This is a genomic window from Sinomonas soli, assembly GCF_054782415.1.
Window position 1 is genome coordinate 56,684 of record NZ_BAAGSN010000001.1, and the last position, 11,871, is coordinate 68,554.

Here is an 11,871-nt window from a genome sequence, read left to right on the forward strand (position 1 = left end):
CGAAAGGACCCCATGGACCACGAGCACTTCCCCTCGGCCACGTTCCCCGACGCCGCACGGCGGTGCGCCGAGATCGTCCTGGACAACCTGGGCCGCCCCTACCCGTACGCGGCGCACCACGTGCGGCGCTCGGCCGAGGACACGGCCATGCCGCACGAGCTGCACCCGGCGTTCGGCACGTCCTTCGACTGGCACTCGTGCGTGCACATGCACTGGCTCGGGGTGAGCGTGCTGGACTCCGGCGCACTGTCGGAGGAGACCGCCGCCGAGCTGCGCGCCGCCCTCGGCGAGAACCTCACCGCGGAGAAGCTCGCGGTCGAGGCCGCCTACCTGGCCGCGAACCCCTCGTGGGAGCGGCCGTACGGGTGGGCATGGCTCGTGCGCCTCGCCGCGGCCTGCTCCGGCTCGGACGACGCCGGGCTGCGCGGCTGGGGCGAGAACCTCGCCGGCTGCGTGGACACGGTCGCGGAACTCGCCGCCGCGTGGCTCGGCACCGCCGAGTACCCCGTCCGGCACGGCCTCCACACGAACTCCGCGTTCGGCCTCGCGTGGATGGTCGACGCCTTCCGGTCGCTGGGCCGCACCGACGCGACCCGGGCCTGCGAGGCCGCCGCCCGCCGCTGGTTCGCCGACGACGCCGGCTGGGCCACCGAGTGGGAGCTGTCCGGACAGGACTTCCTCTCCGCGGGGCTGTCCGAGGCGGACCTCATGGCCCGCGTCCTGGCCCCCGAGGAGTTCGCCGCGTGGCTGGGCTGGTTCCTCCCCGACCTCGGCGCCGGCTCCCGCATGCTCGCACCCGTCGGCGTGGCCGACGAGACCGACGGCTACATGGTCCACCTGCACGGCCTGAACCTGAGCCGCGCGGGGCAGCTCGCCCGCATCGTCGCCGCCCTCCGGGACGCGCACGACGCCGCCGGCTCGCCCGCCGCCGCGGGCTCGCCGGAGCCGGTGCTCGCCGCCGCGGTGCAGCCCCTCTTCGCCGCCGGGCTCAGGGGGCTGGACAGCGGGGACTTCATGTCCACCCACTGGCTCGCGAGCTTCGCGTGGGACGCGGCCGAGTCGATCGAGGCGCTCGGGGAGCACGAGCCCGCCTGACCCGCTGCTGTGCCGGGCGCACTGCCGGCGCCCGGCCGTAGGATGCGAGCGTGAGCGGGCCCGAGACGAACGGCTGGCAGGCCCCGCCCCCAGCGCGCCGCCGGCCCGAGGACATGGTGCGCGTCCTGCGCGTGCCGAACTTCGCCCTGTTCTGGACCGGACAGCTCGTCTCGGGCACGGGGACCTGGATGCAGACCGTGGCCATGGCCTGGCTCGTGCTCCAGATCAGCCACTCCCCCGGCGTGCTCGGCACCGTGACCATGCTGCAGTTCCTGCCGATGATGCTCTTCACGCTCCCGGCCGGCGTCCTGGCCGACAGGGTGCCCAAACGCCGCCTGCTGCTGGCCACGCAGGGCCTCGCGGCGCTGCAGGCGGTAGTCCTGGGCGCAGTGGCCCTGGCGGGGACGCCGCGGATCTGGGTGCTCGCGGTGATGGCGTTCGTCCTCGGGCTCTCCAACGCGTTCAACAACCCGACGCAGCAGGCCTTCCTGCCCGAGCTCGTGGGCCGCGCCCTGCTGCCGGACGCGGTCACCATGAACAGCATCCAGTTCAACGGCACCCGCATGGTCGGCTCCGCCCTGGGCGGCCTCGTCCTGGCACAGTCCTCCGCCGCGGCCGTGTTCCTCCTCAACGCCGCGAGCTTCCTGGCTTCCCTGGCCGCCCTCCTGCTCCTGCGCGGCGCCGCGCTGCATCCGCCGACCGGCGAGCGCCCGGGCCGCCGGGCCCTGCGTGAGGGCCTCGTCTACACCTTCCGCACCCCGGCGGTGCTCTTCGTCCTCGCCTCCCTGGCCGTGGTGGGCACCTTCGGGTTCAACTGGCCCGTGGCGGGCCCGCTCATCGCCCAGGACCTGCTCGGAGTCGGCGCGGACGGCTTCGGCGCGCTCATGGGGGCGTTCGGGGCCGGCTCGCTCCTGGCCGGAGCCGGGCTGATCGTGCTGGGGGTCGGCGGCCGACGCCGGATGGTCGCCGCGGCGGCCGTGCTCGCCGTCGTGCTCGTGGCCCTAGGGGTCTCCCGCTCGTATCCGGTGAGCGTGGCCCTCATGGTCCTCGCGGGGGTCAGCGGCACCGTCTACACGACCACCGCCAACAGCACGCTGCAGCGTGCGGTGCCGGACAGGCTGCGCGGCCGGGTCATGAGCCTGTTCGTGCTGCTCATGGCCGGCAGCACCCCGATCGGCGCCACGCTGCTGGGCTGGGGCGCGGACGCGTTCGGGATCGCGGCGACGATCATCGGCTTCGGGACCGTCACGGCGGCCGGGCTCCTCGCGCTCGTCATCCGCCGCCGGTCCGGGTGAACCCGGAAGCGGCGATGTTCGTTGTCCCCCGTGGGAGAGGGAGGACGAGGATGGAACTCGACGCCATCGAGGTCGCCCTGCTGGACGGGCGCACCACGACGTTCGGCGAGTGGGCGGGCAAGGTCCGGCTCGTGGTCAACGTGGCGAGCCGCTGCGGGCTCGCCCCGCAGTACGAGCAGCTCGAGGAGCTCCAGCGGCGGTACGGCGCACGCGGCTTCACGGTGCTCGGCGTGCCCAGCAACCAGTTCCTGCAGGAGTACCGGGACGAGGGGCGCATCGCCGAGTACTGCTCCGCCACCTGGGGCGTGACGTTCCCGATGCTGGCCAAGGCCTGGGTGAACGGCCGCGGGCAGCACCCGCTCTACCGCGAGCTGACCAAGGCACCGGACGCCGCGGGCCGGGCCGGGCGCGTGCAGTGGAACTTCGAGAAGTTCCTCGTGCTGCCCGACGGCGCGGTGCACCGCTTCCGCCCCCAGATCCGGCCCGACGATCCGGCGATCGTGGGCCTCATCGAGGGCGCGCTCCCCGAGACCGCAGGCTGACCGGCACCGTCACTTCTGCTGGCGCGGCTGCCCCAGCTTGGGCCGGCGGGGCGGAGTCGGCTGCGACGGCCACCTCCGGGGGCCGGTCCACAGGGCCGGCGGAGCGTCGAGCTCGCGGCACAGCGCGAGCGCCATGCGGTCGTAGTTCTGCCGCCATCCCACGAAGTGCGGCCACGCGTCCTCGTCGGTCTCCGTGACCGGGTAGCCGACCGAGCGGAGGGTCTCGGCAGCGCGGGCGAAGTCGTCGAACGTGATCGAGATCGCCATCGGATCGACGGAGATCTCGGCGAGGTCGGGGACGGTCAGCTTCATGGCCCTGGCCATGTCGGCGAGGGTCTCGAAGCCCATGCGGAGCATGAGCCGTGCGGTGATCTTCGGGTCTGCGCCCGGGGCGAGCGCGAGGTGGAGGGCGGCGGCATCCATCACGGCGATCAGGGACGTGAGCCAGTGGGAGTCGGTCCTCGGCGACCGCAGGCGGAGCAGCCCCGTGTACGTGGTGTGCGATTCGGCGACCTCGGCGGTCCACCGCTCCCACCGCACGAAGAGGTCGCCGAGGACGGGGCCCGAGTCGCCGCCGCCGGTGCCCCAGTGGGTGCGCACGAGGATCTCCGGCCCCCAGGCTGGGGTCCCTGCCCGGGCGACGAGGAGGGTGACCTCGGTCTCGCGCCGGTTGAAGGCGGCGTAGACGGTCGGCAGGTAGCCGACCTGGAGGCCGATCACCGCGATGCCGGCGAAGCCGGCGAGGTAGGCGGCGAACTGGCCGCCGCCGCCGTGCGGGACCGCGAAGCCGAGGGTGAAGAGGGAGGACCCGGCGTCCTCGAGGGCCGCGCCGAGGTCGTCGGTGTCGGGCAGCATCACGAGCGCGAAGCCGAGCACGAGCATCGCCATCCAGACGGCCAGGCGCGCCACCAGGGTCAGCGGGGACTGCCAGCCGAGGATCAAGTCGCGCCGGCCGTAGGACCGCACGCCGCGGAGCGCCTGCAGGAAGGCCCGGTCGAGCAGGGCATCGAGGGCCCCCGTCACCCACGAGTCGACGCGCCTCGGAACCACGAGCGCTCCGACGATGCTCATCGACGTCCCGACAATCAGGCAGACGCCCGCCGCGAACCCTGCCCAGACCAGCGCATCATGCACGGGGCGTCCTAGCCGATGTCGAGGAGGACCTTGCCCACGGCGCCGGCTTCGACGGCGTCGTGCGCGGCGGCGGTCTCCGCGAGGGGGAACCTCGTCAGCGGCAGTCCGTGCTCCTCGCCGACCCGCAGCGCACCGTCGGCGACGGCGGCGCCGACGGCGGCGACGGCGTCGTGCTTCTGCCCCTCCGAGACGGTGTAGGTGAGGATGAACTGCAGGCGCGCGTTCTTGCCCATGGCACCGCGGACGGGGACCGAGACGGCCTCGTCCCCCGTGCCGGCGTAGATGGCGACGGTGCCGCCGAGGGCGAGCGCGTCGAGGTCCGCGGCGATGTTCGCGGCGGCGTTGACGTCCACGATCAGGTCCGCGCCGCCGGGGGCCACGCGCCGCACCTCGGTGGCGACGTCCTGCTCGCGGTAGTTGAGGACGACGCCGGCCCCCGCCGCCCGGGCGAGCGCCGCCTTCTCCTCGCTGCTCACGGTGGCGACGATCTGGGCCCCAGCCCAGCGGGCGAGCTGGATCGCGGCATGGCCGACCGCCCCCGCGCCGCCGGTGACGAGGACTGTCCTGCCGGCGAGGGCGCCGGGGGCGAGCCGGGAGGGGCCGTGCTCGCTCGCCGTGAGCGCGCGGTGGGCGGTGAGGGCCGGGATGCCGAGGGATGCGCCCGTCTCGAAGGACTCGGCGTCCGGCAGCGGCTGGGCGTGCGCGGCGGGGACGTTGACGTACTCCTGCGCGGTGCCCTCGGCGCCGCCGTAGGCGACGTCCCAGAGCCAGACCCGCTGCCCCGGTTCGAGGCCCGAGGCACCCGGCCCGACCGCGTCGACCGTCCCCGCCGCATCCTGGCCCGGCACGTGCCAGCCGTCGAGGCTGCCGGGGTACGTGCCGCCGGCGCGGGCCTTCCAGTCGGTGGGGTTCACGCCGGCGAGGGCGATCCGGACGCGGATCTGGCCCTCGCCGGGCTCGGTGAGCTCGCGCTCGCGCAGGGCCAGGACGGAGGAGGGGCCGGTCGCGTTGTACTGGACCGCGCGGTAGGTGGTGCTGTCGTTCTCAACCATGGGCCCATCCTGCCCCATGCCCCGGCGGCGCCCCACCCCCGACCGTCTGGAGGTCACCTCCTGAAGGTCACCTCCAGACGGGGTGGGGTCAGTCCTGGAAGTACTCGATCTTGGCGCCGATCGAGTTGAGCCGCTCGGCGAGGTCCTGGTAGCCGCGCTCGATCACGTAGATGTTGCGCAGCTCGCTCGTGCCGCGGGCGGCGAGCATGGCCAGGAGGATGCAGGCCGCGGGCCGCAGCGCGGGCGGGCAGCCCACCTCGGCGGCGCGCCACTTGGTCGGGCCGTTGACGTAGATGCGGTGCGGGTCGAGCAGCTGGACGTGGGCGCCGAGCCGGTTGAGCTCGGTGAGGTAGATGGCCCGGTTCTCGTAGACCCAGTCGTGGATCATCGTCTGGCCGGTCGCGTTCGCGGCGATGACCGCGAAGAACGGCAGGTTGTCGATGTTCAGGCCCGGGAACGGCATCGGGTGGATCTTGTCCGTCGGGGCGTGGAGCGTGGAGGGGAGCACGGTCACGTCCACGAGGCGGGTGTGGCCGTTGCGGGCCATGTACTCGCCGGAGACCGCGAGCTTCTGGCCCATCGAGGCGAGGGTCGCGAGCTCGATCTCCATGAATTCGATCGGAACGCGGCGCACGGTGACCTCGGAGTTGGTCACGATCGCGGCGGTGATGAGGCTCATCGCCTCGATCGGGTCCTCGCTGGGCCAGTAGTCGATGTCCGCGTCGATGCGCGCCCTGCCGCGGATCCGCAGGGTAGTGGTGCCGACGCCGTCGATCGTCACGCCGAGCGCCTGCAGGTAGAAGCACAGGTCCTGGACCATGTAGTTCGGGCTGGCGTTGCGGATCACGGTCACGCCCTCGCGGTGCGCGGCGGCCATGATGGCGTTCTCGGTGACGGTGTCGCCGCGCTCGGTGAGGACGAAGGTGCGGTCGGCGCGGTCGGCCTCGGGGGCGCGGACCGTGTAGAAGCCGGCGGTGGCCTCGACGGCGAGTCCGAACTCGCGCAGGGCCTGCATGTGCGGCTCGACGGTGCGGGTGCCGAGGTCGCAGCCGCCCGCGTACGGCAGCCGGTACTCGCTGCGCTCGTCGAGGAGGGGGCCGAGGAGCATGATGACGCTGCGGGTGCGCCGCGCGGCCTCGACGTCCATCCCGTCGAGGTTGAGGGTGGCGGGGCGGCGGATCAGGAGGTCGCGGGCCTGCTCGCGGTCCTCGCTGGGGAGCCAGGTGCACTCGACGCCGATCGAGGTCAGCACCTCGACGATCCGGTTGACCTCCTCGATCCGGGCGAGGTTGCGCAGGGTGGTGGTGCCGCGGTTGATGAGGGAGGCGCACAGGAGGGCCACGCCCGCGTTCTTGGACGTGTTGACGTCCACGGCGCCGGAGAGCCGGTGCCCGCCCTCGACCCGCAGGTGGGTCATCTTGGGAGCGCCGATGTTGACGATCCGCTGGCCGAGGATGTCCTCGATCCGCTGGATCATCTTCAGGCTGAGGTTCTGCTTGCCCTGCTCCATGCGCGCCACGGCGCTCTGGCTGGTCCCCAGTTCGGAGGCGAGCTGTCCCTGGGTCCAGCCCCGGTGGGAGCGGACCTCGCGCAGGAGGACGCCGACGGTTTCAGCAGTCTGTTGTGCCATGCGGTTGAAAATATCACAGCTGCTATACAGCGAGGCAAATCGGCGGTCAACCCGGGCGTTTTGGAGGTCTAGACCGGCACTTATCCTCGTTCCGTGAGATAACGGCGTGTCGCGTGCTCAGGGGCGACCGGCCGCGGCATCCCCTCGGCTGACGACCGAGAGCACGTTACCCGCCGGGTCCGTGAACCAAGCAATTCCCATGCCGCTGTCTGGATCGCTCAGTACACCCCGTCCGTCCACGGGCATCTCGGGGGTGCTCGGGTAGTGCTCGAGGTGCAGCCCGAGCCCCTCGATCTCGGCGATCGCGGCGTCCAGGTCCGCGACCTCGAAGTTGAGCACGGTGAACGTCGCGGGGGTGTGGTCCGGCTTGGGGTAGGCGAACACGGTCTGGCCGCCGGGGACGGTGACGAGCAGGCCGCCCATCTGGTCGGCCACGTCGAAGCCGAGGGTGCCGCCGTAGAAGGCCCGGGCCTTCTCGACGTCGTCGACGCTGAAGCTCGAGAACGAGGCGGTGGGCTGGAACATCGTGGGCTCCTTGAAAGTGGTGCCGGCTCCTCCCCCGGCCACGATCGCACGTTCGGCTCGCGGCGCGCCAGAGCGCACGACGGCGTCTCCCGCACGAGGTGACCCGGCCCGCCCGGGCGGGGACGCGCCGTCGTGCGCCGGAGGGCGCTAGCCCCAGACCACGTTCCACGTGCCCAGCACCACGGCGGCAGCGACGGCCAGCGCCGCGATGCCCGCCCCGGCCGCCAGCACCCACGCGTCGAGGCGGGAGAAGCTGGACTCGCGGGCCCAGGTGCGCGGGGCCGGGCGCCCGTCCACGATGCCCCCGAAGCCACGGGCCTCCATCGCGACCGCAAGCCGGGTGGCCCGCCGGATCGCCTGCACGAGGAGGGCGAACGCCTGGCCGAGGAAGGCCCGGGCCCGGGCCACCGGGCTGTGCCCGCTGCCGACCCCGCGCGCCCGCCGTGCCAGCCCGAGGGTGCGCCACTCGTCCACGAGCAGGCCCACGAGGCGCATCCCGGCCAGGGCCCCGAGGACGAACCGGCTCGGGAGGCGCAGCTTCTGGGCGAGGCCGTCGGCGAGGTCCGTGGGGTCGGTGGAGAACAGGAGGAACACCCCGGGCAGGGCGATCGCGAGCCCGCGCAGCCCGATGGCCACCCCGGCCAGGACCGAGTGCTCGGTCATCACCACGGGACCGAGGTGGACCCAGACCGGTCCGGTCTTGGCGCCGAGGAGGGCCGTCGAGTAGGCCGCGAGGGCCGCCGCGACGGCGAGCGGCCACGTGCGCCTGGCGAGGGTTGCCGGGCGCACGCCGAGCAGGGGCACGAGGGCGAGCTCGAACGCCAACGCCACGGACGCGGAGACGGGGTCCACGCTGAACAGGAGCGCCACGGTGATGCACAGACCGGCGGCGAGCTTGGCGACGGGGTTGGCGCGGGCCAGCACCGAGTTGGCGACCTCGGGGGTGAGGATGTCCGCGCTCATGCCGCCGCCCCCACGCGGGCCGCGCGGCCGCCGTCCACCCGGTACACGGAGTCGGAGAGGGCGGCGGTGAAGTCCTCGTCGTGGGTCACGGCGAGCAGCGAGGTCCCCGCGGCGAGGAGCTCGGCGAGCAGCCGCACGAGCTCGGACCATGTGAGGGCGTCCTGGCCGAAGGTGGGCTCGTCGAGCATCAGGATGCGGGGAGAGGTGGCGAGCATCGTCGCGACCGAGAGGCGCCGCTTCTCCCCGCCCGAGAGCGTGAACGGGTTGGCGCCGGCGAGCCCGCCCAGGCGGAGCCGCTCGAGGAGGGGGTCGACGGCGGCCCGCACCTCGGCCTCGCCCAGCCGGGCCACGCGGCGGGGCCCGAACTCGAGCTCGTCGATCACCCGCGGGGTGAGGAACTGGTGCTCGGGCTCCTGGAAGACGCTGCCGATGCGGCTCACGAGCTCGCTCGAGCGCCACCGCTGCGGGCTCGGGCCCGCGGTGCCGGCGAGCGCCGGGAGCGCCTCGAGCCGGCCCCCGGCGGCGGGGAGCAGGCCCGCGAGGGTCAGGGCGAGCGTGGACTTCCCGGCGCCGTTGGGGCCGGTCACGCTCACCGACTCCCCCGCGCGCAGGGCCAGGTCGATCCCGGTCACCACGGGCGGGGCCTTCCTCGCGCGCCCGACGGCGAGGCCCTCCCCGACGAGGAGCGGCTCGCGCGGCGCTGCTCCCGGCCCGGGCCGGGGACGCAGCGGCTGGGCGGGGGCGTCTCCGGTGAGCGGGTGCCAGCCCGGGACCCACACTCCCGAGGCGGCCAGCCGGCGTCGTGCGTCCGCATCGGCGAGCACGGCGTCCGGGGAGCCGTCGGCGAGGAGTCCGCCGGCGGCGTCGAGCACCACGACCCGGTCCACGAGGCCGGCCCACACCGCGACCCGGTGCTCCACCACCACGAGGGTTGCGCCGGTGCGGTCGAGGCTGCGGCGCACGGCCTCGCGGACCTCCTCGACGCCGGCCGGGTCGAGGTTGGCGGTGGGCTCGTCCAGGAGCACGAGGCCGGGTTCCATCGCGAGGATGCCCGCGAGGGCGAGGCGCTGCTTCTGGCCGCCGGAGAGGGAGGAGGTCGGGTGGTCGAGGGGCACGGCGAGGCCCACGTCGTCGAGGGCGCGGTGGACCCGGGGCCAGATCTCCTCCCGGGGCACGGCGAGGTTCTCGCAGCCGAAGGCGACCTCGTCGCCCACCCGGGCCATGGCGATCTGCCCGTCGGGGTCCTGGAGCACGAGGCCGGCGCGGCCGCGCGCGAGCGGTGCGGGGACGCCGTCGACCGTGAGGGCGCCGAGCTCCTCGCCCTCTTCCGCCGCGCCGAGCACGCCGGCGAGCGCGTGCAGGAGGGTTGACTTGCCGGCCCCGGAGGCCCCGAGGAGCAGAACCCGCTCCCCGGGTGCGATCGTCAGGTCCAGGTCCTTGACGGCGAAGGCCTTCCGGCCCGCGTGCCGCCAGCCCCAGCCCCTGGCGGCAACGCCCGCGGGCCCCCGCCCCGTGCCTCCGTGCGCCATGCTCAGACGTCCGCGGCGCGGCCCGCGGCGAACGCCGAGAGGGCCCCCGTCCTGGCCAGCCCGCGCACGGCGAGCCAGCTGAGCAGGCCCGCGATCACCGCGCCGGAGAGGACCGCGAGGACCGTGTACACGGCCTGCCAGCCGAACTCCCACTCGGGGAAGTAGATGATCACCTCGGAGACGCCGAGCGCGAGGCCCGAGAGGGCCCCGGCCAGCAGCGCGACGCCGAGGTTCCAGCGGCGGTAGCGGAAGGCGGCGAACGCCACCTCGGCGCCGGCGCCCTGGACCAGGCCGGAGAGCAGCACGGCGAGGCCGAACTGCGAGCCCAGCAGCGCCTCGACCACGGCCGCGAGGATCTCGCAGAACAGCGCCGCCCCGGGCTTGCGGATGATCAGGCCGCCGAGCACGCCGGCGATCACCCAGCCGCCCGCGTAGATGCCGCCGAGCGGCGCGAAGGCCGCCGTGGCGGCCTGCACGCCCACATAGCCCTGATCCCAGAGCCAGAAGATGACGCCGCACGCCACCGAGACGACCGCGGCCACGACGATGTCGACGACCCGCCAGCTGTAGGTGGCCTTGGCGGATGCGTTGCGGGTGGTTCCAGACATTGGTTGTCCTCCTGTGCCTCAGGAGGGGAGGGCAGCCGCGGCTGCCTTGAGAACTCGACTCCCTTCGCCGGTACTAGCCGGAGCAGGTTCGAGGGTCTGCGGTGTCCCGCACTCTCAGCGCCCTGTGCTCCCGCCCGGCTGCCGTGCCGGTCCGGGGGCGACGCTCCCCTGTCGTTTGTGCGCCCAGTCTACGTGGTCCGGGGCGTGCTGCGCCCGCCGCGGCGGCCCGGACTGCGGGCGGCCGGACCTGCGCACGTTAGGCTGGCCACCATGAGCATCCTCATCAAGCTCCTCGGGACCGCCATCAGCATCGGCGCCGGCATCGTGGCAACGAAGCTCGTCGATTTCGCCTGGGAGAAGAGCACCGGGAACGCGCCGCCCAAGGACGCGACCAACCTCGAGGAGAGCCTGCGGGACACGCTCGTGTTCGCCCTCGTCTCCGCCGGGGTGGGCGCCGTGATCCAGACCCTCACCCAGCGCTACACGCAGCGCGCCATCGCCAACTTCAAGAAGACCCCCGAGCTCACCTGAGCCCCAGGCCCCTTCTGGAGGTCACGTTCTGGGGGTCAGGTCTGGGGAGCGATTCCGACCGGCTTTCGCCGCCGCTCTCCGGCGTGTCGTCCGGAAACGCGGCATGTCGCGGCCGCGCCCTTCTGAAAACCGGTCGGTTTCGTCGGCCGGCGGCGAGGCCCCCGAAGGCGAGGGACGCGCACGACGCCGGCACTCGCCGTCGTGCGCCCGGCCCCCCTCCCGCTGTGCGCGCCGTCAGTGGCCGAGAACGCCCGCGGGCCGCCGGCCGCAACCCGCTGGGGTGACCCTCAGACGGGGAGGGGCGGGGCTAGGGGATGGCGTCGTCGGTGCCGTGCTCCCGCTCCACCCGGGCCACGACGTCCTCGAGCTCGTCGACGGAGAGGTCCGAGCGGTCGTAGTGCTTGGTCCGGTAGCCCGACCGACCGACCATGTGCGCCGAAACGGGCGCGGTGAGCAGCTGGAAGATCCACGCGACGGCGAGCAGCGGTACCAGGGACCATGCCCGCCACTGCAGCCCCACTGCTGTGAGCAGCAGGAGGGACCCGAGCACCTGCGGCTTGGTCGCGGCGTGCATGCGCGTGAGCAGGTCGGGGAAGCGCAGGAGCCCGATCGCCGCCCCGAGGGACAGGGCCGATCCGAGCACCATGAGCACCGCGGCGACCCAGGTCAGGACGGTGTCGAGGACGTCGGGGCTCATGGGCGCTTCCTCTCCTGCACGAAGCGGGCCACGGTGACCGAGCCGATGAAGCCGATCAGGGTGATGCCCGCGACGAGGGCGAGGTGGTTCGTGTGCCGGTTGGCCGCCATGTCGAGCAGCAGCGCGCTGGCCACGACCACGAGGAGCACGTCGGCGGCGAGGACGCGGTCCAGGAGCGCAGGGCCCTTGATCATCCGCAGGATCGCGCCGAACCCCGCGAGGGACAGCAGCACGCTGCAGATGACGAGCACCCCGGGCATGATCTGCGCG

At 73.6% G+C, this 11,871-nt stretch carries 13 protein-coding genes; 4 read left to right on the forward strand and 9 right to left on the reverse strand.

Annotation, left to right across the window (positions count from 1 at the left end; genetic code table 11):
- The first annotated feature begins 12 nt into the window (after positions 1-12).
- Genes ACYVKZ_RS00255 through ACYVKZ_RS00265 form a run of 3 tightly spaced genes read left to right on the forward strand, consistent with a single transcriptional unit; the run spans position 13 to position 2,932 of the window.
- Entirely contained in the window at positions 13-1,095 is a 1,083-nt protein-coding gene (locus ACYVKZ_RS00255; RefSeq protein ID WP_460989979.1) for a DUF2891 family protein, read from the forward strand.
- Positions 1,096-1,145: 50 nt separating this feature from the next.
- A complete protein-coding gene (locus ACYVKZ_RS00260; RefSeq protein WP_460989980.1) occupies positions 1,146-2,390 on the forward strand; it encodes an MFS transporter in 1,245 nt (414 codons plus the stop codon).
- Positions 2,391-2,440: 50 nt separating this feature from the next.
- Positions 2,441-2,932, forward strand: a complete 492-nt coding sequence (locus tag ACYVKZ_RS00265) for a glutathione peroxidase (protein ID WP_460989981.1) — start codon at positions 2,441-2,443, stop codon at positions 2,930-2,932.
- Between the two features lie 9 nt (positions 2,933-2,941).
- On the opposite strand, the gene ACYVKZ_RS00270 is transcribed toward ACYVKZ_RS00265, so the two are convergent.
- The 7 genes from ACYVKZ_RS00270 to ACYVKZ_RS00300 form a co-directional block, all read right to left on the reverse strand.
- A complete protein-coding gene (locus ACYVKZ_RS00270; protein ID WP_460989982.1) occupies positions 2,942-4,066 on the reverse strand; it encodes a hypothetical protein in 1,125 nt (374 codons plus the stop codon).
- A gap of 8 nt (positions 4,067-4,074) precedes the next feature.
- Positions 4,075-5,118: an NADPH:quinone reductase gene (locus ACYVKZ_RS00275; RefSeq protein ID WP_460989984.1), complete on the reverse strand. Its 1,044-nt coding sequence runs from the start codon at positions 5,116-5,118 to the stop codon at positions 4,075-4,077.
- Between the two features lie 88 nt (positions 5,119-5,206).
- Entirely contained in the window at positions 5,207-6,748 is a 1,542-nt protein-coding gene (locus ACYVKZ_RS00280; protein ID WP_460989986.1) for a UDP-N-acetylglucosamine 1-carboxyvinyltransferase, read from the reverse strand.
- A 117-nt stretch (positions 6,749-6,865) separates the two neighbouring features.
- Positions 6,866-7,273, reverse strand: a complete 408-nt coding sequence (locus tag ACYVKZ_RS00285) for a VOC family protein (RefSeq protein ID WP_460989988.1) — start codon at positions 7,271-7,273, stop codon at positions 6,866-6,868.
- 147 nt (positions 7,274-7,420) lie between these two features.
- Positions 7,421-8,236, reverse strand: a complete 816-nt coding sequence (locus ACYVKZ_RS00290) for an energy-coupling factor transporter transmembrane component T family protein (RefSeq protein ID WP_460989990.1) — start codon at positions 8,234-8,236, stop codon at positions 7,421-7,423.
- Positions 8,233-9,765 (reverse strand): ABC transporter ATP-binding protein, encoded by a 1,533-nt coding sequence (locus ACYVKZ_RS00295; protein WP_460989991.1) that lies wholly within the window; start codon positions 9,763-9,765, stop codon positions 8,233-8,235. The genes ACYVKZ_RS00290 and ACYVKZ_RS00295 overlap by 4 nt, the downstream gene beginning before the upstream one ends.
- Before the next feature lie 2 nt (positions 9,766-9,767).
- Positions 9,768-10,373 carry an ECF transporter S component gene (locus ACYVKZ_RS00300; RefSeq protein WP_460989993.1) on the reverse strand — a complete coding sequence of 202 codons (606 nt, stop codon included), beginning with the start codon at positions 10,371-10,373 and terminating at the stop codon, positions 9,768-9,770.
- 270 nt (positions 10,374-10,643) lie between these two features.
- Here ACYVKZ_RS00300 and ACYVKZ_RS00305 point away from each other — a divergent pair, with 270 nt between their 5' ends.
- Positions 10,644-10,904, forward strand: a complete 261-nt coding sequence (locus ACYVKZ_RS00305) for a DUF4235 domain-containing protein (protein WP_307005362.1) — start codon at positions 10,644-10,646, stop codon at positions 10,902-10,904.
- A gap of 307 nt (positions 10,905-11,211) precedes the next feature.
- Here the strand turns inward: ACYVKZ_RS00305 and mnhG are convergent, their stop codons facing one another.
- Together mnhG and ACYVKZ_RS00315 are read right to left on the reverse strand one after the other, a co-directional pair.
- Positions 11,212-11,601: a monovalent cation/H(+) antiporter subunit G gene (mnhG, locus tag ACYVKZ_RS00310; protein WP_460989995.1), complete on the reverse strand. Its 390-nt coding sequence runs from the start codon at positions 11,599-11,601 to the stop codon at positions 11,212-11,214.
- Positions 11,598-11,864 carry a monovalent cation/H+ antiporter complex subunit F gene (locus tag ACYVKZ_RS00315; RefSeq protein ID WP_307005458.1) on the reverse strand — a complete coding sequence of 89 codons (267 nt, stop codon included), beginning with the start codon at positions 11,862-11,864 and terminating at the stop codon, positions 11,598-11,600. Before ACYVKZ_RS00315 ends, mnhG begins: the two co-directional genes overlap by 4 nt.
- Between the last annotated feature and the right edge of the window lie 7 nt (positions 11,865-11,871).

Coding starts and splice junctions, on each gene's coding strand:
- ACYVKZ_RS00295 (WP_460989991.1), bottom strand. CDS start 9,765: ATGGCGCACGGAGGCACGGGGCGGGGGCCCGCGGGCGTTGCCGCCAGG.
- ACYVKZ_RS00275 (WP_460989984.1), bottom strand. CDS start 5,118: ATGGTTGAGAACGACAGCACCACCTACCGCGCGGTCCAGTACAACGCG.
- ACYVKZ_RS00305 (WP_307005362.1), top strand. CDS start 10,644: ATGAGCATCCTCATCAAGCTCCTCGGGACCGCCATCAGCATCGGCGCC.
- ACYVKZ_RS00300 (WP_460989993.1), bottom strand. CDS start 10,373: ATGTCTGGAACCACCCGCAACGCATCCGCCAAGGCCACCTACAGCTGG.
- ACYVKZ_RS00255 (WP_460989979.1), top strand. CDS start 13: ATGGACCACGAGCACTTCCCCTCGGCCACGTTCCCCGACGCCGCACGG.
- ACYVKZ_RS00265 (WP_460989981.1), top strand. CDS start 2,441: ATGGAACTCGACGCCATCGAGGTCGCCCTGCTGGACGGGCGCACCACG.
- ACYVKZ_RS00285 (WP_460989988.1), bottom strand. CDS start 7,273: ATGTTCCAGCCCACCGCCTCGTTCTCGAGCTTCAGCGTCGACGACGTC.
- mnhG (WP_460989995.1), bottom strand. CDS start 11,601: ATGAGCCCCGACGTCCTCGACACCGTCCTGACCTGGGTCGCCGCGGTG.
- ACYVKZ_RS00290 (WP_460989990.1), bottom strand. CDS start 8,236: ATGAGCGCGGACATCCTCACCCCCGAGGTCGCCAACTCGGTGCTGGCC.
- ACYVKZ_RS00280 (WP_460989986.1), bottom strand. CDS start 6,748: ATGGCACAACAGACTGCTGAAACCGTCGGCGTCCTCCTGCGCGAGGTC.